The sequence below is a fragment of the Streptomyces sp. ADI95-17 genome (genome assembly GCF_003846175.1).
GTDB classification, from domain to species: Bacteria; Actinomycetota; Actinomycetes; order Streptomycetales; family Streptomycetaceae; genus Streptomyces; species Streptomyces sanglieri.
In genome coordinates this window covers 244,892-270,458 of sequence record NZ_ML123046.1, presented here as the reverse complement: position 1 = coordinate 270,458, position 25,567 = coordinate 244,892, and the positions used below count along the sequence as shown (strand labels likewise).

Here is a 25,567-nt window from a genome sequence, read left to right as displayed (position 1 = left end):
CGGGACCTGCGGGAAGCCCTACTGCGGAGCCATCTTGTCCACGATGCCCGGATTCGTCTCCATCCAGGCCTTCACCGCTTCTTCCTCGTGGCCCGCGCCGCGCTTCTGGATCTGGTTCTCCAGGCCGGCGAGCTGGTCCTCGCTCAGCTTGAAGTCCTTGAACCACTTCGTCAGCTGCGGGTAGTTCTTCGGGAAGTCCTTGGACGCGATGGTGTGCAGCCGGTCGCCGTTGCCGAAGGCCTTCTCGGGGTCCGCCAGCTTGGTCATGCCGTACTCGCTGTACGCCCAGTGCGGCGTCCAGAGCAGCACCGCGATGGGCTCCTTCTTGGCGTACGCGCGCTTCAGCTCGGCGAGCATGCCGGGCGTCGAGGAGTCGACGACCTCGTACTCCTTGTCCAGGCCGTACGTCGGCAGCACGTTCTTCTTGAGGTTCTCCATCGTGGCGGTGCCGGGCTCGATGCCGACGATCCGGCCCTTGAACCGCGAGGCCTTGCCCTTGAGGTCGGCGAGGGACTTGACGTCCTTCACGTAGGAGGGGACCGCGACCTCGATGGACGTCGGGCCGTACCAGGAGCCGAGGTCGCTCAGCTGCGAGCCGTACTTCTCCCAGTAGTTCTTCTGGGTGTACGGCAGCCAGCCGTCGAACTGCACGTCGATCTGGCCGCGCGACATCGCGGTGTACATCGGACCGACCTCGAACTGCTTGAGGTTGATCTTGTAGCCGCGCTCCTCCAGGACCGCCTTCCACAGGTACGTGGCGGCGATGTCCTCCTCCCACGGGAACCAGGCCATCTCGACGGCGCGGTCGCGCTCGTCCTTGCCGCTCGCGCCCTTGGACGCGGCGGCCTTGGTGACCGGGGTCCACTTGTCGGCGACGCCCGGGTTGGCCTTCAGCCAGGTGCGGACCGCCTCCTGCTCCTTGCCGGAGCCGGACTTCTGGATCTGCGCCTCAAGGCTGGTGAGCTGGTCCTCGGTCATCTTGAAGTTCTTGAGCCAGTTGCCGACCTCGGGGTTGTCGGCGGAGAAGCCCTTGCGGGCCAGGGTGTGGATGCCGTCGCCCTTGCCCCAGAGGTTCTTGGGGTCCTTGAGCTTGGTGAGCTCGAACTGGTTGTACGCCCAGTGCGGCGACCAGAGCGGAACGACGATCGGTTCCTTCTTGGCGTACGAGCGCTTCAGCTCGGCCAGCATCGAGGGCGTGGAGCCGTCGACGACCTTGTATTCCTTGTCCAGGCCGTAGCCCGGCAGGATCTTGTCCTTGAGCAGGCCCGTCTCACCGGCGCTCGGCTCGATGCCGACGATCCGGCCCTTGAACTGCGAGCCCTTGCCCTTGAGGTCCTCCAGCGACTGGACGTCCTTCATGTACGAGGGGACGGCCAGCTCCAGCGAGGTGGGGCCGTACCAGGAGCCCATGTCCTCAAGGTTGTCCTTGTACTTCTTCCAGTAGCTGGCGTGGGTGACCGGAAGCCAGGAGTCGGTCTCGAAGTCGATCTGGCCGTTGGCCATACCGGTGTAGAGCGCGCCGGCCTCGTACTGCTTGACGTCGACCTCGAAGCCGCGCCGTTCCAGCATCTCCTTCCAGAGGAAGGTGGAGGCGATGCCCTCGTCCCACGGGATGTAACCCATGCTGATCTTCTTGCCCGCGCCGATGTCCGAACCGTCGGCGGTGTTCTTCTTCTCGTCCGAACCGGAGGAGCCGAAGATGCCCAGGGCGCCCGCGACGAGCGCGAGGACGACCACACCGGAGACCGCGACCACGGGCTGCGGACGGTGGTTCCAGATCTTCAGGCCGCCGGCCATCGACTGCGCCTTGGCGAGCGCGCGGCGGGCGAGCGGGGAGACCTCGCGGCCGAGGGCGCCGGTCATCCGGTCCAGGTACATCGCCACGATGACGATGGAGATGCCCGCCTCGAAGCCGAGGCCGACGTCCACGTTGCCGATGGCGCGGTAGACGGCGCCGCCGAGGCCGCCGCCGCCGACCATGCCGGCGATGACCACCATGGACAGGCCCAGCATGATGACCTGGTTGATGCCCGCCATGATCGTGGGCAGCGCGAGCGGCAGCTGGACCCGCAGCAGGGTGTTGCGCTTGGTGGTGCCGAAGGCCTCGGCCGCCTCGACGAGCTCGCCGTCGACCTGGCGGATGCCGAGTTCGGTCATCCGGACGCCCGGAGGCAGCGAGAAGATGATGGTGGCGATGATGCCGGGCACCACGCCGACGCCGAAGAAGATGACGCCGGGGATCAGGTAGACCATGGCGGGCATGGTCTGCATGAAGTCCAGGACCGGCCGGGTCACCGCGCTGACGGTCTTGGAGCGGGACGCCCAGATGCCCAGCGGTACGGCCAGCACCAGCGCGATGATGGTGGCGACGAGCACCAGGGTGAGGGTGTCCATCGCCTCGTCCCACAGCTCGACGGAGTCGATGACGGCGAAGCCCACGAAGGCGAGCACACCGGCGAGCAGACCGCGCAGCCACCAGGCGATGACCGCGACGATGCCCGCGAAGAGCAGCGGGGCGGGGGCGGAGAGAACGGCGGCTATGCCGTCGAACATGTTGCTGACTATGGAGCTGATCGCGTCGAACAGCCAGGCGAGATGGGTCTGGAGCCAGTCGACGGCGGAGTCGACCCAGTCACCGAGAGGGAGCCTAAACACTGGCCACCTTCTTCGTGACGGTCGTGCCGGTCCGGACGTCCTTCGGGGCCTCGGCGGGGGTCATCGGCTCGCCGAGGACGGCGAGCAGCCGGGCGCGCGGGACGACACCGATGAGCTTGCCCTCGGCGTCGGTCACGGCGACCGCGACCCCGCTCTGCGAGCAGGGCGTGAACAGCTCGATGATCGGCGTGGACTCGGTGACGGTGGCCGGGGCGGCCGCGAGCACGTCGGCGGCGGTGCGCAGCTCCTTGCCGTCGTCCGTGCTGGTGCCCATGACGGTGTGCGGCTCGGCCATGATGGCGCCGGCGGTCAGCACCCGGGTCCGGTCGACGTCCTGGGTGAAGGAGGCGACGTAGTCGTTGGCCGGGGTGACGAGGATGTCCTCGGCGGTGCCGAGCTGGACGATCCTCCCGTCGCGCATCACGGCGATACGGTCGCCGAGGCGCATGGCCTCGTTGAGGTCGTGGGTGATGAAGACGATGGTCTTCTTCAGCCGCTTCTGCAGTTCGAGCAGCTGGTCCTGCATGTCGCGGCGGATCAGCGGGTCGAGCGCGCTGAAGGACTCGTCCATCAGCAGCAGGTCGGCGTCGGTGGCCAGGGCACGGGCCAGGCCGACACGCTGCTGCATGCCGCCGGACAGCTCGTCGGGCCAGGACTTCTCCCAGCCGGCCAGGCCGGTCAGCTCCAGTGCCTCGGCGGCGCGCTTCTCGCGCTCGGCACGCGGTACGCCCTGCACTTCCAGGCCGTACCCGGCGTTCTCCAGCACGCTGCGGTGGGGGAACAGCGCGAAGTGCTGGAACACCATGCTGATCTTGGTGGACCGGACGTGTCGCAGCTCGGCGGGGCTCAGGGCGGTCAGGTCCTGGCCGTCGAAGAGCACGCGTCCGGCAGTGGGCTCCAGAAGTCCGTTGAGCATGCGCAGCAACGTGGACTTTCCGGACCCGGACAGCCCCATCACGACGAAGATCTGTCCCGGTTCGACGGTGAACGAGGCGTCGATCACCGCTGCGGTCGTTCCGTCGGCGCGCAGCTCGTCGCGGTCGGCGCCGCCTTCGAGCTTCTGCACGGCTTGATCGGGTCGTCTGCCGAACACTTTGTACAAGCGTTCAGCTTGCAGCCTTGACACATACACCTCGCGGGTTGAACCGAAAAACGGTCTGCCACCCCCTCCGGCAGACCGTGGAGCGGCGCGGATTCTGCCCGCATGGCACGTGCACTGGTTGAAACCGGTACGTGATCCGCTCCGGCTGCGCGCCTGCCCCCGCTTACACGAAGCAAACACAAGAGTGATCCAGGTCACATCTTGGCGATGGCCGCCGTTGTCCGTTCCTTCACCTCGGGGTCAATGTGCGTACGGCGTCCGGGGCGGCCGGTGTCAGTGGGGTGCGGCATCATCGGGGGTGTGACGCGACGCCTGATGCTCCTCGACACCGCCTCCCTCTACTACCGCGCCTACTTCGGGGTCCCCGACTCGGTGCGCGCCCCGGACGGGACACCGGTCAACGCCGTGCGCGGGCTGCTCGACTTCATCGGGCGCCTGGTGCAGGACCACCGTCCGGACGACCTGGTCGCCTGCATGGACGCGGACTGGCGGCCGCACTGGCGGGTCGAGCTGATCCCCTCGTACAAGGCGCACCGGGTCGCGGTGGAGACCTCCGAGGGGCTGCCCGACGAGGAGGAGACTCCCGACACCCTGGCCCCGCAGGTGCCGGTCATCGAGGAGGTGCTCGACGCGCTCGGGATCGCCCGGGTCGGCGTCGCGGGCTACGAGGCGGACGACGTGATCGGCACGCTCGCCGGCCTGGCCACCGGCCCCGTGGACATCGTCACCGGCGACCGGGACCTCTACCAGCTGGTCGACGACGCACGCGGGGTGCGGGTGCTCTACCCGCTGAAGGGCGTCGGCTCGCTCCAGCTGACGGACGAGGCGTGGCTGCGGGAGAAGTACGGGGTGGACGGCTCCGGCTACGTCGACCTGGCCCTGCTGCGCGGCGACCCGAGCGACGGACTGCCTGGCGTCCCCGGCATCGGCGAGAAGACCGCGGCGAAGCTGCTGGACGCCTTCGGCGATCTGGCCGGGATCATGGCCGCCGTCGACGACCCGAAGTCCCGGCTGACACCCTCGCAGCGCAAGCGGCTCGACGAGGCCCGCGGCTACGTGGCCGTCGCGCCGAAGGTGGTCCGGGTCGCCGGTGACGTACCGCTGCCGGAATTCGACCCCGCGCTGCCCACCGGGCCGCGTGATCCCGCCGCACTCGAAGCCCTCGCCAAGCGGTGGGGGCTGGGCGGAGCGATGCAGCGCCTGCTCTCCACTCTGCACGGCTGAGGTGTTAGCTTAGGTAAGCCTAAGCAATCGGAGCAGGGAGAACCTCGTGGCAGAACGACCGGCGCGGCAGGCACCCCAGGCGCAGGGGGCCCAGGTGCTGCGCACCGAGCGGATCACCCCGCACATGGTGCGCGTGGTGCTCGGCGGTGAGGGCCTCGCCGGCTTCGAACTCGCCGGTTTCACCGACCACTACGTCAAGCTCTGCTTCGCCCCCGAGGGCGCCGACTACCCGCACCCCTTCGACATGGCCCGCATCCGCGAGGAGCAGCCGCGCGAGCTGTGGCCCACGACGCGTACGTACACGGTGCGTTCCTGGGATCCGGCCACCCGTGAGCTGGCGATCGACTTCGTGGTCCACGGTGACGAGGGCCTCGCCGGGCCCTGGGCGCTGCGCGCGGCCCCGGGCGACCAGGTGACCTTCCTGGGGCCGGGCGGTGGCTACGGTCCGGACGCCTCGGCGGACTGGCACCTGCTGGTGGGCGACGAGAGCGCGCTGCCGGCCATAGCGGCGGCCCTGGAGCAGATGCCGGCGGGTGCGGTGGTGCACGCGTTCGTCGAGGTGGCGGACGCGGCGGAGGAGCAGAAGCTCGTGACGCCGGACGGCGTCGGGGTGACCTGGCTGCACCGCGGGCAGCGCCCGGTCGGCGAGGCGCTGACCGCCGCCGTGAAGGGGCTGGAGTTCCCCGCGGGCGAGGTCCAGGCGTTCGTCCACGGCGAGGCGGGCTTCGTGAAGGAGATCCGCCGTCATCTGCGCCTGGACCGCGGGATCCCGCTCCCCCAGCTGTCGATCTCGGGCTACTGGCGGCTCGGCCAGAACGACGACGCCTGGCGCTCGGTCAAGCGCGAGTGGAACGCACAGGTGGAGCGCGAGCAGGAGAGCGCCGCGTAACACCGGATCACGCAGGTACGCCCCGGCTCCGGCCGGGGCGTACCCGTGTCCGGGCCACCGCCTCACCCATCGACGCGCGGCACCTCCGCGCCCTTGCCGCTCCCGTTGCCCTCGTCGCCCGCGCCGCCCTTGCCGCTCCCGTCGCCCGGACCGATCGACCCGCCCCTGCCCCGGTCGCCGTCGTACGCGCGTGCCGACGCGTCCGCCTGCGCGAGCCGTCGCAGCGCACCGAACATCGCCTCCCCCAGCACCGTGCCCACGACCACGCTCTCCACCAGGTCCTCGCGGGCCACCCGCCGCCCCACGTAGTCGAGGTCGGCCCGCGCGACCGTCTCGGCGGCGGCCGCGTAGTCGTCGAGCAGCTCGACGAAACCGCCGTGGCCGGCCCGCCGCAGCGCCACGACCACCTCGGCCAGTGACTCGCCGGCCGGCCCGTCCGCCCCGGCCCGCCAGCCGCGCCGCTCCAGCAGCTCCGCCACCTCGTCACGGGCGTCCTCCAACTCGGGCCCCGATTCGCCCCCTTGCAGTGGGGTGAGGCGTTTCGCCGCGATGCCCAGCACCTTGTGCACGGGCTGCTCCGGATCCTCGACCACCCGCAGCACATCGCCGATGGCGGCCAGTGAGAGCCCGCCGACATCCAGCAGCGCGCGGATCAGCCGCAGCCTGCGCTCGTGACCGGAGTCGTAACTCGCCTGGTTCGGGCTGGTCAACCGCCCTGCAGGCAGCAGCCCTTCACGTACATAGAACTTGATCGTCGGTACCGGGACCCCGGACCTGCTGCTCAACTCGCCGATGCGCACCGAGTGTTCTTCCTTCCGCGCTTGCCAATCCCCAGACCCATCATAGATAGTTCCACTATCGGATAGCGGAAAGCACCACTATCCATAATCTCTGAGGGGTCCTCATGTCTTCCTGGCGTTCCTGGCATCGCCCGTTAGTCCTCTTCGCCGGGGCGATGGCCGTGATGACGGTCGTCTCGGCCGTGGGCCTGATATTCGACGACCGGGTCCTCACGGGCGCGGCGATATGGTTCAAACCGTTCAAGTTCGCGGTCTCGTTCGTCGTGTACGCGCTCGCCCTGGCCTGGATGCTGACGCTGGTCACCCGGGGCCGGCGGCTCGGCTGGTGGGCCGGGACACTGGTCGCGCTGTCCAGCCTCACCGAGATGGCGATCATCACCGGTCAGGTGATCCGCGGGAAGCGGAGCCACTTCAACCACGCCACCCCGTTCGACGAGACGCTGTTCAACGCGATGGCCGTCACCGTCGTCATCCTGTGGACCAGCACGCTGGTCATCGCGATTCTGCTGATGCGCGCCCGGATCGCCGACCGCGCCTCCGCCTGGGCGATCCGCTCGGGCGTGCTGCTCGCCCTGGTGGGCGCCGGATTCGGTTTCCTGATGACCCAGCCCACCCCCGAGCAGCGGGCGGCCGGGAACCTGGACACCGCCGATGTGATCGGCGCGCACTCGGTCGGCGTACCGGACGGTGGCCCGTCGATGCCGCTCACCGGCTGGTCCACGACCGGCGGCGATCTGCGCATACCGCACTTCATCGGGATGCACGCGCTCCAGCTGCTGCCGCTCTTCCTGCTCGCGCTGGTCTCCCTGGCCCCGCGCTTCCCCCGGCTGCGCGACGCACGGATCCGGCTGCGGCTGGTGCTGGTGGCCTCGGGGGCGTACGCGGCGGTCGTCGCGCTGGTCACCTGGCAGGCGCTGCGCGGCCAGCCGCTGGTGCACCCGGACGGTGCGACGCTGGGTGCCGCCGCGCTGATCGTGGTCGCGAGCGCCGTCGGTGTGCTGGGGGCACTGAGGCCGGCTCCCGCTGGGCAGCGAACAGGCACGAGCCCTGAATCCGCTTCCGCCCAGAAGGAGTTCGTGTCATGACCGGTACGCTCTTCCAGCTCTCGTTCTACCTCGCGGCCCCGTTCTGGCTGCTCATGATCCTGGCGCCGAACTGGCGCCCCACGGCACGCATCGCCGCCTCGCCGCTCACCGTTCTGCCGGTGCTGGTGCTCTATCTGATGATGGCCGTGCCCGTCTTTCCCGAGCTGTGGGACGCGGTGCGCAGCCCCGACATCGACACCTTTCGCGAGCTGATGGCGCTGGCGGGCGGGGCCGGGGCGATCTGGGCGCAGGTGATCGCCTGGGATCTGCTGCTGGGCCAGTGGATGTACCTGGAGGGGCGGAGGCTGGGGATCCCTCCGCTGGTGATGGGGCCGTTGCTGGTGCTGACGATCCTGCTGTCGCCGTTCGGGCTGCTGATCTTCCTCGCGCTGCGGGCGTTCCGGAAGCCGAGGACCCGGCCCGGGAACGCGGTCCCGGACCGGGTCGGCCGTGCGACGCCGTAGCGCCGTACGTCAGACGGACTTCTGGTACGAGCGGAACGTACGGGTCGACAGCCCGACCGCGATCACCGCGAGAACCAGGAGGGCTCCTCCGCGGCTGAGCACCAGCCACCGGTCCGGGTCCGCGGACAGCGCCGAACGGCCCGCCACCATCGCCCAGTTGACGGGGTTGAAGTCGGCGACGTGCCGCATCCAGGACGGCATCTGGCTCGGGGCCATGAAGGAGGAGGAGAGGAAGGTCAGCGGCAGCAGCAGGAAGGTGTTGATGCCGATGATCGACTCGCGCCGGCGGACCAGCATGCCCAGGGCGTTGGAGAGCGCGCCGAAGACCGCACCGAGCAGCACCGAGGCGAGGACCAGGATCAGCAGTCCGCCCGCACCTCCCGGGTAGGAGGCCCCGGCGGCCCGGCCGAGCAGCAGGATGACGACGGACTGCACGGCGGTGCCGATGCCGTTCTCCACGACGTTGGCGTTCATCAGCGCGTTGCGGCTGACCGGCGTCGTCAGGAAACGGTTGAGCGTGCCCCGCTCGATCTCCTCCAGGGTGCCCATCCCGGCCCACATGCTCGACCCGAGCGCGCTCATCACCACGATGCCCGGGATCAGGTAGTCCAGATAGGACGTGGTGCCGAAGCCGCCGAGTTCGACGACCTTCTTGAAGAGGTTGCCGAACAGGAACAGCCAGATCACCGGCTGGACCAGCGAGATGGCCAGGAAGACCGGCTGCCGGACGACCGCCATGAGCCGACGCTGCGTCATGTACCAGGTCTGGGCGAGTGCTTGGGTGCTCATCGGGTGCCTCCGGCGGGGGTGGCGGCGGCGGGGCGGGCATCCGCGGTCTCCGCCTCGGAGAAGCGGCGTCCGGCGTAGCGCAGATAGACGTCGTCGAGGGAGGGGCGGGCCACGGTGGCGGCGGCGACCGCCGCACCGGCCCGCTCCAGGGCGGCGAGCAGTACGGGGACGGCCGCGGCACCGTCCTCGGCGCGCACGCTCACCCGGCCGCCGTCGACCAGCACCTCGTGCACCCCGGGCAGTCCGGTGAGCGCGGTGGTGACGGCGCCGGTGTCGACCCCGGCGCGCAGCTCCATGTGGACGGCGTCGCCCCGGAGTTCGCCCTTGAGTTCGTCGGGGGTGCCCTCGACGACGATCCGGCCGCGGTCGACGATCGCGATGCGTTCGGCGAGCCGGTCGGCCTCCTCCAGGTAGTGCGTGGTGAGGACGATGGTCAGCCCCTCGTCGCCGGCCAGCCGGGCGATCTCCTCCCACATCGCCGTACGGGCCTCGGGGTCGAGTCCGGTGGTGGGTTCGTCGAGGAAGAGCACCTCGGGACGGTGGACCAGGCCGAGCGCCACGTCGAGGCGTCGCTGCATCCCCCCGGAGTACCCCTTGACCTGGCGGTCGCCCGCGTCGGCGAGGTCGAAGCGGTCCAGCAGTTCACCGGCGCGGCGCTTCACGGCCGCGCCCCGCATCCCGTACAGCCTGCCCTGGAGCAGGAGGTTCTCCCGGCCGGTGGCGACCGGGTCGGCGCCGGACTTCTGGGCGACCACGCCGATGGCTCGGCGGACCCGGTCGGGGTGGCGCAGGACGTCGTGTCCGGCGACGGTCGCGGTGCCGGAGTCGGGGCGGGCCAGGGTGGTGAGGATCTTCACGGTGGTGGACTTCCCGGCGCCGTTGGGGCCGAGCAGTCCGAAGACCGTGCCGGCCTCGATGCCGAGGTCCATGCCGCGCAGGGCGGTGACATCGCCGGGATAGGTCTTGATCAGGTTTCGCGCCGCTACGGCGGGCGCACGGGTGCTGTTCCGCGCCGCTGCGGGCGCACGGGTGCTCATGACAGAGCTCTCCTGTGGGTCGGCGTGGTGCTCGGGTGCACCGAGCACTCGGGCATGCCGAGCCGATCCGCGTGAAGAGCGCCGGGCTATCCTTGGTGTGCCGCACCTCGATCGCCCGTTTCGCCCTCATGGCGTGACCGGTCCGGGGTTCGAGACCCCGACGGTCGCTGCTCCAACAGCTCCCGTCGGGGTCTTTCTCACTCTGGGTCCTGCCTGTCGTCAGCCCTTCCGCTCCGGGTCCAGGACGATCTCCTGCTCGTCCAGGTCCTGCCAGTCCTGCGGGACTTCACCGGTCTCGTGGAAGGACTTCCACTCCTCGATGCCGCTGATCGTCCCGTCGGTGAGTTCGTCGCGGAAGTTCTTGATCCACTCCAGCTGCGCGTCGAGCATGTGGAGCTGGTACTCGGTCTCGATGACGAAGACGCGGGGCAGCTTCTCCCCCAACTGGCCGAGGACACCCCGCAGGGCCGCCGACCGGATCGCCAGCGCCGCCGCCCGGGTCTCCATCAGCTCCGCCACTTCCTGCGGCGGCAGCACCGGCAACAGTGCCAGCGCCGTCTCGAAGACCGGGTATTCGGCGGCGGGGACGGCGAGCAGATCCGAGAGCCAGTCCAGCATCTCCGTACGCCCGGCTTCGGTGATGCCGTAGAGCGTGCGCTCGGGGCGGTTGCCCTGCCGCTGGACGCCGGTCACCTCCACGTACCCGTGCTTCTCCAGGTTCTGGACGACGGTGTAGAGCGAGCCGAAATTGATCTTGACGCTGTGTTCCTTGCCGCGCCGCCGGAGCGTCTGGGCGATCTCGTACGGATGCATGGAGCGCTCGGCGAGCAGCACCATGACCGTCAGCGCCAGCGGATTGCTGAGCTTGCGCCGCTTGGCCACCGATCCCACCACCTTTGCGCCGTCGTAACTCGTCATCGAATACTCGCGTGCGAACATATCGCGTTGACTTCGACGCGTCAACCACGATGTATCGCGACTTGCGAGCCGGGGGCGGACGGCGTGGCAGGATCTTGCACACTGACCGATTTGCACCGATAGCGCCGCCCGGAGCGATGCCGGACGGACAGTCCCGAGATGCCGCCGGGGAGGCCGCCCGCGTGAAGGAAACCGATGCGCGACGCCACGGAACCGCGGAGGCGGAGGTGGCACACCGGAGTCGCGCCGCGCTCACCGCCCTCGCCGCGCTCGGCGGGCTGATCGCCGGGTTCTGCTCCCTGGCCGCGGCCGAGCTGGTCTCGGCCCTCGTACGTCCCGAGGCGGGGCCGGTCACGGCCGTGGGCGGGGCGGTCATCGACCGCTCTCCCGCGGCGCTGAAGGAGTTCGCCGTACGGCACTTCGGCACCGGTGACAAGCTGGCGCTGGAGCTGGGCATCGTGGTGCTGCTGGCCGTCTTCGCCATGGCCGTCGGGGTGCTGGCGCTGCACCACCGGCGGACCGGATCGGCGGCCGTCCTGCTCTTCGGCGCGGTCGGGGCGGTCGCGGCGGTGGGGCGGCCGGAGGGCAGCGCGCCCGACGCGCTGCCGTCGGTGGTGGGCGCCGCGGTGGGCGCCGGAGTGCTGTTCGCCCTGACCGGACGGCTCACGACGGCGCCCCCTCGGCCGCCTGCGTCCGGGTCCGGGTCCGGGTCCGGTGAGGCGTACCGCGCGTTCGACCGCCGGGGCTTCGTCATCACGGCGGCCGTGGCGACGGCGGTCTCGGCCGGCGTGGGACTGCTGGGCCGGCGGCTCACCTCCTCCGTCCAGGCCGGGGCCACCGCCTCACGCCATGGCCTGGTCCTTCCCGTGCCCGACTCCCCGGCACCCGCCGTCCCGGCCGGTACCGGACTGAACATCCGGGGGCTGAGCCCCTTCTTCACGCCGAACAAGGACTTCTACCGGGTCGACACGGCTCTGGTGGTGCCCCGCCTCGACGCGGCCGGTTGGCGGCTGAGGATCCATGGCGAGGGGGTCGCCCGCCCCCTCACGGTCGGCCTCCACGACCTGCTGCGCCGGGAGATCATCGAGCGGGACATCACGCTGGCCTGTGTCTCCAACGAGGTCGGCGGCCCGTACATCGGCAATGCCAGATGGCTCGGGGTACGGCTGGCCGACCTGCTGCGCGAGGCCGGGGTGCGGCCGCCGTCGGCGGGCGGACCGGCCGATCAGCTCGTGGCGCGGTCCGTGGACGGCATGACGATCGGCACACCGGTCGAGGCGGTCATGGACGGACGCGACGCGATGCTGGCCCTCGGCATGAACGGCGAGCCGCTGCCGTTCGCGCACGGCTTCCCGGTCCGGATGGTCGTCCCCGGCCTTTACGGATACGTGTCGGCCTGCAAATGGATTGAGGACATCGAGCTCACCACGTTCGACGCGTACGACGCCTACTGGGTCCGGCGGAGCTGGGCGCAGCAGGCACCGGTCAAGACCGAGTCCCGGATCGACACCCCCCGCTCCCTGGCCTCCCCGAAGCCCGGCGCCGTCCCGGTGGCCGGGGTCGCCTGGGCGCAGCACCGGGGCATCTCCCGGGTCGAGGTCCGGGTGGACGGCGGGGAGTGGCACACGGCCCGCCTGTCCGCCGCCGACAACCGGGACACCTGGCGCCAGTGGGTCTGGGAGTGGCCGGCCACCTCCGGCCGCCACACCCTCGAAGTCCGTGCGACGGACGGCACCGGCGCCACTCAGACCGGCCGGCGGGCCGGCACCGTTCCGGACGGCGCCACCGGCCTGCACTCGGTGGTGGTCGACGTCTCCTGAACCCGGTACGTGCCGCGTCTCCTGAACCTGGTATGTGCTGCCCGCCGCCCTCCGTAGGCTGACCGGATGAATCCGACCAGTGCTGCGGGCCGCGTGGACCGACCGGACCGGGTGGCGGGTGCCGTCGTGGGTTCGGCGGTGGGGGACGCGCTGGGCGCACCCTTCGAGTTCGGGCCCGCCGGTGTGTACACCGCCCGCTTCCCGGACGGCGTCGGCACGATGTGCGGGGGCGGCGGCTGGGATCCGGGCGAAGCCACGGACGACACGCAGATGGCCGTGCTGGTCGCGGAGTCGCTGCTGGAGCGGGGCGGCCTCGACCTTCCCGACATGTTCGGCCGGTTTCGTCGCTGGGCGGCGGGCGGCCCGAAGGACATCGGGCTGCAGACCGAGGACGTCCTGACGAGCGGCGAGGAATGGGACCTCGCGGCGGCGCTGCACTTCCAGGTCAACGGGCGTGCGGCGGGCAACGGTTCACTGATGCGGGCGGCCACCTCCGCCGTGTACTTCGCGGCGCGGGGCCGTACGGCGACCATGGACGCCGCCCGCCGGATCGCCGCCCTCACCCATGGCGACCGGGCCGCCTGGGAGGGCACCGCCGTGCTCCACGAGCTGATCCGGGTGGCGCTGGACGGCGGCGATCCGCTCTCCGCCGTCCCGGACGCCCTGGCGGGCGTGCACGAGGATCACCGCGAGCGCTGGGCCGGCGTCCTCACGCCCGGCTGGCACCCGGAGGCGGCCACGGAGTTCAACGGCGCGGTCTGGCCGTGCCTGGGCACCGCGCTGTGGGCGCTGCGCTCCACGGATTCGTACGAGAACGCCCTGGCCGCGGCCGTGGACGTGGGCGGGGACACCGACACGGTGGCCGCCGTGACCGGCGCCCTGGCGGGTGCGGTGTACGGCTTCGGCGCTATCCCCGCGCGCTGGACGGAGCCGTTGCACGTGCCGCTGCCGGGGTACGGGGACCGGGTGCTGCGGACACCCGGTCTGGTGGACCTGGCCCGGCGACTGGACGGTGCATCACCCCGTGCGGTTCTCACGGATTTCCGTGAGCCCTGAATCTACACATAAGGGCGATATAAGCGCAGAATGGCATAAGCAGGCTGCTTATCGCGCACAAGTGGCGGGTGGTCTGCGCGGAGCGAAGGAGACGTACCCCATGTCAAACCTCTCGCACACCGGCCGTGACATGGCCAGTCACCCCGATGTTTCCGAAATGCGCGATCGCTATGCCCGCATGCTCGGTGGCCGCGATGTGGCCCTGGTGGACGCACCGGTGTTCCTGGTCGGTCTCTACTGCGCCATCTCGCCGTGGGTGCTGCACTTCACCACGACCCAGCCCACGCTCGCGACGCACAACCTGATCATGGGTATCGCGATCGCCGCGCTGGGCCTCGGGTTCACCGTCATGCCGGAGCGCATGTACGGCCTGAGCTGGGCCATCTGCGCGATGGGGATCTGGACGATCCTCTCGACGTGGATCGTCGGCAGCAGCCCCGACCTCGGCATCGTCCTCAACAACGTCATCATCGGCGGTCTGACCGTACTGCTGGGCCTGGCCTGCGCGGCCGTGTCCATGAAGAGCGGTAAGCGGACGGTCTGAGAAAGGCGGGTACCCGGTCCGGAAACCTCTGAGAAGGACATATGCCCCGGCCGGTCCGCGCGGTGCGGACCGGCCGGGGCCGTCATGACCGCGGGGCCGTCATGACCGCCGCAGCCGTCATGACCGTCGCGGCCGTCCCGTGGGTCAGCTCTCCCGGAACGGCAGGTAGTCCACGTCGTACCCGAAGTACCGCGGCCCGGCGAGCGCCAGGCCGCCCGGGGTGGTCCAGCGCGGGTCGCAGGGCGCCGCGAGAACGCTGACGCGCAGCCCGTAGCGCAGGCCCTCGGTGGTCACCGGGTCGCCGGTGTCGGTGTCCAGCACGCAGATCAGGTCGGGGGTGGTGGCGACCGTCCCGCCGTCCCGGGTGGCCAGCAGGTGCTCGTTCTGGAAGCCGAGTTCGAGCACCCGGCCGGCGTCGTCGCCGATGCCCTCGATCCGGGCGTTGCCCCGGGCGAAGCCGCCCTCGGTGCGGCGGCTGACGTCGATCACCTTGCCGGTCAGCAGATGGGTGCCGGACAGCATGGTGCGGGCCGCGAGCACCGGGTCGGTGTGCGCGGCGCGTGCCTCGCGCACCGCCGCGCCGAGCCGCTCGGCGAGCGTCAGGGTGGCGGGGACGAGCCCGTCGGTGAGCTGGTCGCCGCGCATCACGGTGTCGGCGCTGGAGATCTGGCAGCCCAGCTCCACGCAGACCGCCCGCGCGATGCGCTCGGCGGCGTGGTTGGAGACGGCGTCGACGATGATGCTGTTGCCCTTGTCGTCGGCGAGCGCCATCGGGGTGTTGGCCACCCCGATCAGTCCGGGCAGCACCATCTGCGCCTCGGGGAAGGCCCGGCCCATGGCGTCGCCGTCGACCAGTGGCAGCCCCGCCTCGGCGGCGCAGGCGATCGGCAGCATGGAGTTGACGCCGCCGACCTCGATCGGTGCGATGTGGGTGGCGGCCCGGCCGATGTGCTTCTCCAGGGCGCGCAGGGCGGCCACCTCCTCGCCACCGGCGGGGACCCGCTCCAGCAGTACCGTCGGCGCCCCCATCCCGGAGACGGGAACCACCGTCGCGTCGTCGGGCACCTCGTCGAAGGCGACCAGCCGGACCGGTCCGTACTTGCGGATGGCCTCGCGGGCCAGCAGCTTGCCGATGTACGGGTCGCCGCCCCCGCCGGTGCCGAGGATGCCCGCGCCGCGCGCGATGTCGTCCAGGTTGTCGAGGTTGATCTCACGCATGTGACGCTGCTCCATGGGTGTCGCCCGCCCCGGCCGGGGCATGGGTGGTGCTGATGCCGTTCAGGTCGAGGTCGCCGACCGCCTTGACCCGGATCCGGGTCGCGCCGCCCGGCAGATAGGCCAGCGGGACCTCCTCCACGTCGACGATGCGGACCGTGCCGGGCCTTGCTCCGGCGCTCTCGGCCCGGCCCACGGCCTCCTCGCGGGCCTCGGCGAGCACGGCGTCCCGGCGCCCCTCCGGGACCTGGAAGACCCGGTCGACCTCTCCGCCGACCTGGGCGATGGCGGCGCCCACCGCGTTGGCGACGTCGAAGTGGCCGGGGCGGCGCACATCGTCGAAGCCGGGCAGGGCCGCGGGCACCAGCACGCTGCCGCCGCCGACCGCGACGACCGGCAACGGCCCCGCCGAGGTGCGCATCCGGTCGACGGTCTCCGCCAGCCGCTCCGCGATCCGGTCGAGCGCGCGGGCGGTGAACTCCGGGTCCAGGTGGGCGACCCGGGAGCGGTCGCCGATGTCGGCGCGGCCCGCGGCGACCGCGAGGTCGGTGGCCGTGAGGGTGGAGCCGCCGAAGACCAGCGCCTCCTCGGTGAGCCGGAATCCGACCGAGCGGGGTCCGGTCTCGCCGTCGGGCGACACCAGGGAGCCGCCGCCGATGCCGAGCGAGAGGACGTCGGGGATACGGAAGTTGGTCCGGATGCCCGCGGCCTCGCTCTCGCCCGCCGCCTCGCGCGGGAAGCCGCCGGCCAGGATGCCGACGTCCGCGGTGGTGCCGCCGACGTCGACGACCGCGCAGTCGCCGAGGCCGGACAGGAAGGCGGCGCCGCGCATCGAGTTGGTGGGCCCGGAGGCGAAGGTGGCCACCGGGTAGGCGCGGGCGAAGTCCACGTCCATCAGCGTGCCGTCGTTCTGCGACAGGAAGAACGGGGCGGTCAGCGACACCTCGGCGAGCGACTTGGCGAACGACTCCACGATCGCGGCCGCCAGGTCGCGCAGCGCCGCGTTGATGATCGTGGCGTTCTCCCGGGCCAGCAGGCCGACCCGGCCGAGTTCGTGCGAGAGCGAGAAGTGCACGCCGGGGCCCAGTTCGGCGCCGAGTATCTCGGCGGCCCGGCGCTCGTCCTCCTCGGCGACCGGGGAGAACACGGACGAGACGGCCACCGAGGTCAGGCCGCGCGCGGCGATGTCGGCGGCGGTGCGCTTCAGCTCCTCGGGGTCGAGCGGCGAAAGCGGCCGTCCGTCGAACTCCCGCCCCCCGTGGCAGAGATACCCGTGCCCGCCGACGGCCACCCGCTGGCGCTCCGGCCAGTCGGTCATCGGCGGCAGCGCCGCGGTGGCCGGCAGACCGAGCCGTACCGCGGCGACGGGGGCGAGCCGGGCGCCCTCGATCAGTGCGTTGAGGAAGTGGGTCGTACCGATCATCACGGCGGTGACGGACTCCATCGGCGGGTCGAGTGCCCGGATCGCCGAGGTCACGCCGGAGGTGATGTCGGAGGTGGTGGGGGTCTTCGCGGTGGCGATGATCCGGTCGTCGTCCCCCAGGAGGGCGGCGTCGGTGTTGGTGCCTCCGACGTCGATTCCGATGCGCATGGTGTCTGTCTTTCGTAGGGGGTGAGGGTGTTCGGGCGGTGTACGGGTCAGGCGGTGGCCTTCGACGACCAGGCGGTTCCGGTCTCCGCCTCGATCGCCGCCGCGGGGCGTGCGGGCTGTTCGAACGGCAGGTCGCGGGCGCCGCGCACCAGGCCGAGCTTGCCGAGGACGACGTAGCCGAGTCCGGCCAGCAGCAGGGAGTTGAGCGCCGGGATGCCCCACCATTGGTAGTGGTCGCCGAGCCAGCCGAACAGGGAGGCGGCGGCCCACAGGGCGATCGTGGCGGGCACCCAGCTCGGTTCGGTCTCGGGCAGCCGTCCGGCGGCGCGCGAGGCGTCCAGCTGCGGGCGCCACTTCTTCACCACGAAGTACTCGGCGACCATGATTCCGGCGACGGGCGGGGTGAGGACGCCGAGCACCGTGAGGAAGTCGGTGAACCGGTCCAGGATTCCGGCTGCCGCGGCGAGGCTGCCGAGCACACCGATCGTGACGGTGGTGCCGACCCGGTTCAGCCGGACCTTGAAGAGCGCCTCGACCGCGCCGATGAGGCCGAGGGACGAGGAGTACAGATTCCAGTTGTTGATCTTCACGGTGGCGGAGACCAGGACGATGACGCCGATGACGCCGGAGGAGGACGTGATGATCGCGATCAGGTCGGAGGACTTCACCGCGTAGGCGAGCAGCACCCCGCCGAGGCCCAGTACGTACTCGCCGAGGCTGATGCCCACGACCGTCTGCTTGACGACATCGCCGGTGTTGCGGTTGAAGCGGGTCATGTCGGGGGTGGTGACCGCGCCGACGATGTACGAGCCGGCGACGATGGTCGCGCCGGTCGCGATGGACATGTGGGCGCCGAACGGTGCCGAGGCCACCAGGTCGCCGACGTCGTGCCGGGAGAATTCGACCATCATCGCCCAGCCCGCGAGGCCGAGGAAGGCGGGGACGGTGACGAACGCGGTCCAGCCCATGGCGCGGAAGCCGCGCAGGACGAGCGCGGTGACGCCGAGCCCGCAGATCAGGCACCAGGCCCAGACCGGCAGCGCGGGCACGATGGAGTGCAGCCCGGCCGCGAACACCGCGGTCTGCACACCGAACCAGCCGAACAGGCTGACCGCGATGACGAGTCCGATGAGGGTGGAGCCGTAACGGCCGAACCCGGTCCAGCGGACCAGCATCGAGGTGGACAGGCCCTCCCGCATGCCGGCTATGCCGACGAATATGCAGACGATCTCCAGGATCACCGAGCCGAGCGTGAACGCCCAGAACGCGCCCCAGAAGGAGAGTCCGGCACCGAGCGCGGCACCGAGCAGGAACTGCGTCAGGTCGGAGAGCTGGCCGAAGCGCTGCACGGCGACGTTGAACCAGGAGTAGCGGGCCGCGCGCGGCACCCGCTCCAGCGGGTAGTCCTCGTCCTGCGGCGCCTGGGGCCGGGCCGGACTCTGTGTCCGTGGGGATGGCTCTTGCTGCACATCGAACTGCTGGGTCATGGGGACGGGTCCTCGGGTGAGCGGGCGGGCAGGAGGGCGCAGCAGCACGGCACCGGGCGGCTGCGGTGGGGCGGGGAGCGGGGTTTCAGAGCGGGAGGGGCGGCCCGACGGCACGGGCCCGCAGGAGCACCGCCCCGGGCAGATACGGCACCGGAAGGTCAGGTTCCGCGTGGGTGCGTACGCGCCTGGGGTCGGCCCCGGCCCGTACGGCGCCGGCCCGGGCCAGGTCGCGTACTTCGTCCCGTACGGCGTCGAGCCGCCGGCCGGGCCCCCGGCGGACGATGCGGTCGTACTGGCCGCCGACCGGGCTGGCCGCCGCGCCGAACGCCCCGGCGACGCCGCCGTGTTCGGGCCGCACGACGTCGAAGCCGGCCAGCACGTCGGCGGGTACGCCGCCCGCGCCGCCGCCGACCAGGATCAGCGGGAGGAGTCCGGCGGCGGGGCGCATCCGGTCGGCGGCCTCGGCCAGTTCGCGGTGGGCGTCGGCGCGCACGGTGATCAGGTCGGGGAAGCGCACGCTGACCGGGACGCCGCCGATGCGTTCCCCGGGCCCGGCCTCCTGCGGATAGCCGCCGGTCAGCGCCCCGACCCGGGCGCGGCGTTCACCGATGTCGGCGACCACGGCGTCCGGGAGCCCGGCCAGGAGTCCGGCGCCCCGGATGGTGCAGGCGGGTCCGCTGCCCAGGCTGAGTCCGGGCTGACGGCGCAGGTACTCCAGGCTCATCAGCGTGCCGTCGCTGCGGGTGACGAGGACGGCGGCGCCGGGGGCGAGACCGAGGCGGGGCAGCGTGGCGGTCAGTTCGTCGGCGACCCGGGCGACCAGCACGGACAGGGCCGCGTCGAGGACCGTGGCGTTCTCGCGGGCCAGCAGGTCGAGGGTGCCGACGTCGCTGGAGAGCAGGACGGTCGTGTCGGGGCCGGTCTCGGCGCGCAGGATCTCGGCGGCCTCACGCTCCTGGCCGCCGTCGACGGGCGAGAACACCGCGGTGACGGCGAACGCCTCGGCGCGTCCGGCCAGCGAGGCGCCGAACCGGGCGACGGCGTCCCGGTCGAGCGGCGTGGTGTCGCGGGGCGCCAGACCGCCGCCGCCCCGCACGTTCGCGGTGCCCGCGCACACGGCGTCGCGCAGCGCCTCGGGCCAGCCGAAGAGCGGCCGCACGGCGTCCGCGGCCGCGCCGCCGACCCGCAGCACACCGACCCGGGCGAGGCCGTGCCGTTCCCTGACCGCTCGGGCGGCGACCCGCAGGCCCACGGCGAGCTGGGTGGCCCGGCCGCGCGGCTCGGCGGGGAGCGCGCGGACGGCCGCGGCGAGCGATCCGACGGCGTCCCCGGCCACCGAGGGCACCTTGACGGCCCGCACCGCCCGGTCGCCGTCGAGGAGCACGGCATCGGTGTTGGTGGGCCCGACGTCCACTCCGAGGATCATGAGCTGCCCCCCGCAGCCCGGTGCTCGCCCGTGGTGCCCGCAAGGCCGGCCAGGCCGAAGGCGGCGGGACCGGCGAGCCGCAGGCCCTCGGGCGTGTACCAGGCGGGGTCCGAAGGGAGCGTGACGAGGTGGACGCGCAGCCCGTAACGGACCTCCTCGACCGGGACGGCCCAGCCGGTCCGCACGTCGACCAGGGCGATGACGTCCGGCACGACGGCGAGCGGGGTGCCGTCCTCCAGGGCTGCGACGAATTCGCTGCGCGCCTCGACGAGCACCAGCCGGCCCGCGTCGGGTCCGCCGCCCTCCAGCAGGACGCCCGTGGCGTCTTCGCCGTCGGCACCCTCGGTGGCGTACCTGCGGACGGAGGAGACCTTGCCGGTCAGCAGCGGGGCAGGCCCTTCGCCCCGGCCGAGGGCCAGGGCGCGGGTGACCGATCCGGCGACGGCGTGCCGGGCTGCCTGCCCGGCGGTGAGGGGGTAGTCGGTGGACGCGGCGCGCCCTCCGAAGGCGACGACGGCGGCGCGGGCGAACTGTTCGAGGTGTGCGCCGTCCACGTCGTCGACGACGACGGTGTGGCCGTGTTCGTCCGCGAGGACGGCCGGTCCGGGGCGCAGCCCGGCCAGCTCCAGGACGTTCTGGTCCATCCGGGGAAAGGCCCGGCCCATCGAGTCGGCGTCGAGCAGTCCCAACCCCAGCCGGGCCGCCCAGGCGACGGCGACACAGCCGTTGAGGCCGCCGATCTCGCTGCTCATCACCGCGGCGACGGGTGCGCCGTGCAGCGCCTCGAAGCGGTCCCGCAGCCGTGCGGGCTCGTCCCGTCCGCCGATCCGTTCGGCGGCGACGGCGGGCGACCCCACCAGCCCGACGGGCATGACGAGTGCGTCCGCCGGGAGCGCGGCCGGGTCGACGACGGGCACCGGGCCGCACTCCTCGATCGCCTGTCCGGCGACGGGAAGGGTCACATCGGCGGGTCCGCCGCCCCCTGATCCAAGGACGGCACAGCCCCGCGCGAAGTCGGCGAGTGCTCCGGCGTCCACGTGCATGAATCCCAGCGTACGGAGCCGGATCGTGCTCCCCATGGGCCATCGGCCCGTGATTCGACGGCCGGGTGTGCTGACCGCACAGCGGCGGCACACTGGAGGGATGGCGAACATCCTGGAACTCCTCTCCTCCCCCGGACTCGAAGCGGTCCGCCCGCTGGTGGGCCCGCTCGACGCGGTGGAGGTCACGGGGGTACGGCTGGAGCCGCGCCCGGACCGGCTGGCCGCCATCCCCGCCGGGACGGTCGCGGTACTGCTGGCCCCGGTGCCGGGGCATCTGCTGGACGTGGCGGTACGGGACGCGGCCGCGGCGGGGGCCGCCGCACTGGTCCTGACGGGTGTGGCCGAGGCGCCGCACGGGCTGCCCGCCGAGGTGACGGCCACGGCACGGGCGCTGGCCGAGCGGGGCCGGGTCGCGGTGCTGTACGCCGAGGGGGACCTCGCGGCCCTCGTGGTGGCGGTGGAGCGGACGGTGGCCGGGTCCGCGGCGGACGCGCTGGCCCGGGTCGCGGCCGCGGCGGGGGAGGTGACGGCGGTCGCGGGCGACCCCGACCGGGTGGCCTCGGCAGCCGGCCGCGCCCTGGGCGTACCCGTGGAACTGCGCGCCGCCGGTCCGGGCGAGGAGGGCGCGGTCGCCGCGGGCCCGGACGGCGAGATCCGGCTCGCGGCCCCGGCCCGCCCGGGTCACGCGGGTACGGCGGTGCGCTCGGTCCTCGCGCTGGCGGCGCTCGCCGCGGCGGGCGGCGGGCACGGCGACGTACCGGTGCGCTCCCGCGGCCGGCTGCTCGCCGAACTGCTCGTGGCCCCGCAGGACCAGGCCGCCCGGGGCCGGGCGCTCGCACTGCCGGTGGACGGCTGGCACATCGCGCTGCGGCTGGAGGCGGGCGGCCTGGACGCCTCGAACCGGCCGAAGGCGCTGGACGCGGTCATGTCCCAGGCGCTGACCCTGCTGCGGACCTGGGACGGCGCGACGGCGGCCCTCTCCACCGTCTCGGCCCCGCAGTCCGCCGACTCCGTCCAGTGGAACGCCGCCCTGGTCGACGACGCCCTCGTCCTGCTCAGCACCTGGCCCGCCGACCCGGGGGCGGACGGGCGGCGCGCCACGCTGGCGCGGGCCCGCCGGGTGGTGGACCGGCTGGCCGGACTGCGCCCGGAGGCCGGTCTGCGGTGCGGGGTGGGCTCACCGCACCGGGGTCCGCTGGGCATCCGTACCTCCGCCCGGGAGGCCCGTGCCGCGGTGCCGCGCGGCGCGGGGCCCACGGTGGCGGCGCACGACGCGGTGGGCCTGGACCGGATGCTGCTGGAGTGGTACGCCTCCGACACGGCGCGCGAGGCGGTCAGTGAACTCCTGGCCCCGGTACTGGCGTTGGGCCCGAAGCGCGCCGAGCCACTGCTGCGCACGCTCCAGGGCTACCTGGACCACAACAACTCGCCGGCCCGCGCCGCGGACGCGCTCCATCTGCACCGGAACGCGGTGGGCGCCCGCATCCGCAAGATCGTCCAGCTGACGGGCGCCGATCTGAACGAGCCGGATGTCCGCCTGGCGCTCCAACTGGCCTGCCGCGCGGGCCTGTCCGCCGCCGGGAGCGAGCCGGCCACGGCCATCAGCGGCACAACCACCGGCGGCACGGCCACCGGCGGCACGGCCACCGACACCGCTGCCGACAGGCCATCGCCCGGACGGGGCTCCGCCCGGTGACGCCCCGGCCACAAGGATCCGAGGACCGACCATGCCGACGATCTCGCCCCTCCTGGACCGCGTCCGGGATGCCCATGCCCGCATCGACGCGGTGCGGCGTCCCGAGCTCTGGATCGATCTGCGCCCCCGGTACGACGTGGAGGCGGAGGCCGCACGGCTCGATGCCCGCCTGACCGCGGGCGAGCGGCTCCCCCTCGCGGGCCGTCTGCTGGCCGTCAAGGGAAACATCGACGTGGCCGGTCTCCCCACCACCGCGGGCTGCCCTTCGTACGCGTACGAGCCGGGTTCCGACGCCCCGGCGGTGGCCCGGCTGCGGGCCGCCGGAGCCCTGGTGATCGGCACCACCAATCTGGACCAGTTCGCCACCGGCCTGACCGGCACCTGTTCCCCGTACGGCGCGGTGGCCTGCGCGTACGATGCCGACCGGGTCGGCGGCGGTTCGAGCTCCGGTTCGGCGGTCGCCGTGGCCCTGGGCATCGTGGATCTCGCCCTGGGCACCGACACCGCGGGCTCCGGCCGTGTCCCCGCCGCGTTCAACGGCGTCTTCGGAGTGAAGCCGACCCGCGGTCTCGTACCGGCCGACGGCGTGGTCCCCGCCTGCGCGAGCCTGGACTGCGTCACCGTCTTCGCCCGTACGCTCCCCGAGGCCGGACAGGCGCTGGCGCTGATGGCCACCCCGGCCCCGCGCCCCGACCGCCCCCGCGTTCCGGGCCCCTGGCGGATCGCGGTCCCGCCCGCCGCGCGACTCGGCGGACTCGCCCCGGGCCGGGTGGCGGCATTCGCGTCGGCTGCCGCCCGGCTCCGCACGGCAGGCGCCGTACTGCGACCGATCGACCTGACACCGTTCATCCGGGCCGCCGCGATGCTGTACGACTCCGCGCTCGTCGCCGAGCGCTACACCGCGGTCGGCGCGTTCGTCGACGCCACGCCCACCCCGCCCGGCCTCGACCCCACGGTGGCGGGGATCATCACCGGGGCCCGCGACATCCCGGCCCACCGGCTCTTCGCCGATCAGGCCAGGCTGGCCGGCCTCCGTGCCGCCGCGACGGCCGCCCTCGGCGACGCGGACGCCCTCCTGCTGCCCACCGTGCCGGACCACCCCACGCTCGCCGATGCCATGGCGGACCCCCGGGCCGTCAATGCCCGCCTCGCCCGGTTCACCGGCTCCACCAACCTGTTCGGCCAGTGTGCGATCGCGGTCCCCGCCGGTGAGGTGGACGGGCTGCCGTTCGGCGTCATGCTGATCGGCCCGGCACACACCGACGAACGCCTCGCCCGCATCACCGAACTCACCGGGCTCGCCGACCACACCTCCCCCATTGCCCCCGGAGACGGTTGACCACTCACCAACACACCTGTTCCACTGGGGGGATGCGCCCTCGGCTGCGGCTGGTGACCCGCGACCACATCGACTTCGGTCGAGTGTGGTCCGCCTCGTGTTGCCGCTGACCTTTCCCACGTCAGCGCTTCCCACGACCGGTTTTCCGCTTCTCCGCAGCACGAGATGAGGCTTCGCCATGCCCGTCGAGTTTCTCGGCATCGCAGCAACGAACGAAGGTTCCGAAGTGACAGCCCGCTCCTGGCCGTCCTTCGACAAGGAGTACACCCTCGAACTGGCCCGCGCGCACGAGGACCACGGCTGGGACCGGGTGCTGTTCGCCTACGGTTCCGGCTCCCCCGACCCGTCCCCGGCCGCCGCCTACGTCGCGGCCCACACCGAAAAGCTCCAGATCCTGGTGGCGCACCGCCCCAACGTCTCGTACCCGACGTTCGCCGCCAAGACCTTCGCGACCCTGGACCGGATCAGCGACGGCCGCCTCGCCGTGCACTTCATCACCGGGGGCAACGACCACGAGCAGCAGCGCGAGGGCGACTTCCTCACCAAGGACGAGCGGTACGAGCGCACCCGTGAGGCCATCCGGATCATCAAGCGGGCCTGGACCTCGCACGAGCCCTTCGACCACGAGGGCACGCACTACCGCTTCACCGACTTCGTGAGCGACACCTTCCCCGTGCAACAGCCGCGTCCACAGGTCTCGTTCGGGGGTTCCTCACCGGCGGCGTACGCGGCCGGTGGCGCCGAGGCCGACATCTACTGCCTGTGGGGCGAACCGCTGGCACAGACCGCGGAGCAGATCGCGTCGGTGAAGGAGGCCGCGCGAGCGGCGGGCCGTACGGACGTGCCGAGGATCCAGGTCGCCTTCCGCCCGATCATCGCGCCCACCGAGGAACTGGCCTGGGAAAAGGCCCACCGAACCCTGTCCCGGATCAAGTCCCGCAAGTCCGGCACACCACTGAACACCCCGGAGAACACCGGCTCCCGACGCCTCCTGGCGGTGGCCGCCGCGAACGACCGCCACGACCGCGCCCTGTGGACACCGACCGCGGCGGAGACCGGCGGCGCCGGCAACTCGACGGCCCTGGTGGGAACCCCGGAAACGGTGGCTCAGGCCCTGCTGGACTACTACGACCTGGGCGTGGAAATCATCTCGGCCCGCGGCTACGACCTCCTGGACGACGCCATCGACTTCGGCCGGCAGGTCATCCCGATAGTCCGCGAGGAAGTAGCCAAACGAGACGCGGCCAACCCGGCCGCATAGCCTCTCCGCCCACATCCGGTACCTCCGGCCGCATCCGGTACCTCCGCCCACATCCAGTGCTTCGGGGTCACATCCAGTGCTTCCGGATCACATCCAGCCCCTCCGGCGTTTGAGGAGCGGGGGCCC

Annotated in this window: 20 protein-coding genes and 1 pseudogene; 10 read left to right on the top strand and 11 right to left on the bottom strand. The window is 72.1% G+C overall.

All coding sequences use genetic code 11. The features are described from left to right. Nucleotides 1-18: 18 nt before the first annotated feature. The gene (locus tag EES42_RS15065; protein ID WP_124718741.1) at nucleotides 19-2,655 is read right to left on the bottom strand and encodes an ABC transporter permease/substrate binding protein; all 2,637 of its coding nucleotides are present in this window, start codon (nucleotides 2,653-2,655) and stop codon (nucleotides 19-21) included. Further along, a complete protein-coding gene (locus EES42_RS15060; protein WP_124718740.1) occupies nucleotides 2,648-3,721 on the bottom strand; it encodes a quaternary amine ABC transporter ATP-binding protein in 1,074 nt (357 codons plus the stop codon). The genes EES42_RS15065 and EES42_RS15060 overlap by 8 nt, the downstream gene beginning before the upstream one ends. A 351-nt stretch (nucleotides 3,722-4,072) precedes the next feature. Between EES42_RS15060 and EES42_RS15055 the strand changes: the two genes are divergently transcribed. Together EES42_RS15055 and EES42_RS15050 are read left to right on the top strand one after the other, a co-directional pair. Continuing rightward, complete coding sequence (locus EES42_RS15055; RefSeq protein WP_124719372.1) at nucleotides 4,073-4,981, top strand: 5'-3' exonuclease; 909 nt, start codon at nucleotides 4,073-4,075, stop codon at nucleotides 4,979-4,981. Between the two features lie 46 nt (nucleotides 4,982-5,027). Beyond that, nucleotides 5,028-5,870, top strand: coding sequence for a siderophore-interacting protein (locus EES42_RS15050; protein ID WP_124718739.1), 843 nt, complete (start codon nucleotides 5,028-5,030; stop codon nucleotides 5,868-5,870). Between the two features lie 62 nt (nucleotides 5,871-5,932). Here EES42_RS15050 and EES42_RS15045 read toward each other — a convergent pair whose 3' ends face one another. Beyond that, on the bottom strand, nucleotides 5,933-6,670 hold the full coding sequence (locus tag EES42_RS15045) for a MerR family transcriptional regulator (RefSeq protein WP_124718738.1): 738 nt from the start codon (nucleotides 6,668-6,670) through the stop codon (nucleotides 5,933-5,935). Between the two features lie 155 nt (nucleotides 6,671-6,825). On the opposite strand from EES42_RS15045, the gene EES42_RS15040 reads away from it, so the two are divergent. Further along, nucleotides 6,826-7,755: a hypothetical protein gene (locus EES42_RS15040; protein ID WP_124718737.1), complete on the top strand. Its 930-nt coding sequence runs from the start codon at nucleotides 6,826-6,828 to the stop codon at nucleotides 7,753-7,755. Beyond that, nucleotides 7,752-8,219 carry an ABA4-like family protein gene (locus EES42_RS15035; RefSeq protein ID WP_124718736.1) on the top strand — a complete coding sequence of 156 codons (468 nt, stop codon included), beginning with the start codon at nucleotides 7,752-7,754 and terminating at the stop codon, nucleotides 8,217-8,219. Before EES42_RS15040 ends, EES42_RS15035 begins: the two co-directional genes overlap by 4 nt. 9 nt (nucleotides 8,220-8,228) lie before the next feature. On the opposite strand, the gene EES42_RS15030 is transcribed toward EES42_RS15035, so the two are convergent. The 3 genes from EES42_RS15030 to EES42_RS15020 form a co-directional block, all read right to left on the bottom strand. After that, nucleotides 8,229-9,008 (bottom strand): ABC transporter permease, encoded by a 780-nt coding sequence (locus tag EES42_RS15030; protein ID WP_124718735.1) that lies wholly within the window; start codon nucleotides 9,006-9,008, stop codon nucleotides 8,229-8,231. After that, entirely contained in the window at nucleotides 9,005-10,045 is a 1,041-nt protein-coding gene (locus EES42_RS15025; protein WP_124718734.1) for an ATP-binding cassette domain-containing protein, read from the bottom strand. Before EES42_RS15025 ends, EES42_RS15030 begins: the two co-directional genes overlap by 4 nt. Nucleotides 10,046-10,264: 219 nt before the next feature. Then, nucleotides 10,265-10,927 (bottom strand): PadR family transcriptional regulator, encoded by a 663-nt coding sequence (locus EES42_RS15020; protein WP_124719371.1) that lies wholly within the window; start codon nucleotides 10,925-10,927, stop codon nucleotides 10,265-10,267. 263 nt (nucleotides 10,928-11,190) lie between these two features. Between EES42_RS15020 and EES42_RS15015 the strand changes: the two genes are divergently transcribed. The 3 genes from EES42_RS15015 (at nucleotide 11,191) to EES42_RS15005 (ending at nucleotide 14,383) form a co-directional block, all read left to right on the top strand. Further along, nucleotides 11,191-12,783 carry a molybdopterin-dependent oxidoreductase gene (locus tag EES42_RS15015; protein ID WP_241196459.1) on the top strand — a complete coding sequence of 531 codons (1,593 nt, stop codon included), beginning with the start codon at nucleotides 11,191-11,193 and terminating at the stop codon, nucleotides 12,781-12,783. A gap of 66 nt (nucleotides 12,784-12,849) precedes the next feature. Next, entirely contained in the window at nucleotides 12,850-13,839 is a 990-nt protein-coding gene (locus EES42_RS15010; protein WP_124718732.1) for an ADP-ribosylglycohydrolase family protein, read from the top strand. 100 nt (nucleotides 13,840-13,939) lie between these two features. Next, nucleotides 13,940-14,383: an SPW repeat protein gene (locus EES42_RS15005; protein WP_124718731.1), complete on the top strand. Its 444-nt coding sequence runs from the start codon at nucleotides 13,940-13,942 to the stop codon at nucleotides 14,381-14,383. Between the two features lie 144 nt (nucleotides 14,384-14,527). Here EES42_RS15005 and EES42_RS15000 read toward each other — a convergent pair whose 3' ends face one another. The 5 genes from EES42_RS15000 to EES42_RS14980 form a co-directional block, all read right to left on the bottom strand. Further along, a complete protein-coding gene (locus EES42_RS15000; RefSeq protein WP_124718730.1) occupies nucleotides 14,528-15,601 on the bottom strand; it encodes a DUF917 domain-containing protein in 1,074 nt (357 codons plus the stop codon). Beyond that, the gene (locus tag EES42_RS14995; protein ID WP_124718729.1) at nucleotides 15,594-17,189 is read right to left on the bottom strand and encodes a hydantoinase/oxoprolinase N-terminal domain-containing protein; all 1,596 of its coding nucleotides are present in this window, start codon (nucleotides 17,187-17,189) and stop codon (nucleotides 15,594-15,596) included. Before EES42_RS14995 ends, EES42_RS15000 begins: the two co-directional genes overlap by 8 nt. A 47-nt stretch (nucleotides 17,190-17,236) precedes the next feature. Then, entirely contained in the window at nucleotides 17,237-18,676 is a 1,440-nt protein-coding gene (locus tag EES42_RS14990; protein ID WP_124718728.1) for a purine-cytosine permease family protein, read from the bottom strand. 85 nt (nucleotides 18,677-18,761) lie between these two features. After that, nucleotides 18,762-20,102 (bottom strand): hydantoinase/oxoprolinase N-terminal domain-containing protein, encoded by a 1,341-nt coding sequence (locus EES42_RS14985; protein WP_124718727.1) that lies wholly within the window; start codon nucleotides 20,100-20,102, stop codon nucleotides 18,762-18,764. After that, entirely contained in the window at nucleotides 20,099-21,145 is a 1,047-nt protein-coding gene (locus EES42_RS14980; protein WP_164495242.1) for a DUF917 domain-containing protein, read from the bottom strand. The genes EES42_RS14985 and EES42_RS14980 overlap by 4 nt, the downstream gene beginning before the upstream one ends. 100 nt (nucleotides 21,146-21,245) lie before the next feature. Between EES42_RS14980 and EES42_RS14975 the strand changes: the two genes are divergently transcribed. The 3 genes and pseudogenes from EES42_RS14975 to EES42_RS14965 all read left to right on the top strand — a co-directional run bounded on the left by EES42_RS14975 (nucleotide 21,246) and on the right by EES42_RS14965 (nucleotide 25,441). Further along, nucleotides 21,246-22,841 (top strand): PucR family transcriptional regulator, encoded by a 1,596-nt coding sequence (locus EES42_RS14975; protein ID WP_124718725.1) that lies wholly within the window; start codon nucleotides 21,246-21,248, stop codon nucleotides 22,839-22,841. Nucleotides 22,842-22,872: 31 nt separating this feature from the next. Further along, nucleotides 22,873-24,123: pseudogene (locus EES42_RS14970) on the top strand (allophanate hydrolase); the annotation flags it as partial. 235 nt (nucleotides 24,124-24,358) lie between these two features. Continuing rightward, nucleotides 24,359-25,441, top strand: coding sequence for an LLM class flavin-dependent oxidoreductase (locus tag EES42_RS14965; RefSeq protein WP_124718723.1), 1,083 nt, complete (start codon nucleotides 24,359-24,361; stop codon nucleotides 25,439-25,441). Nucleotides 25,442-25,567: the final 126 nt, after the last annotated feature.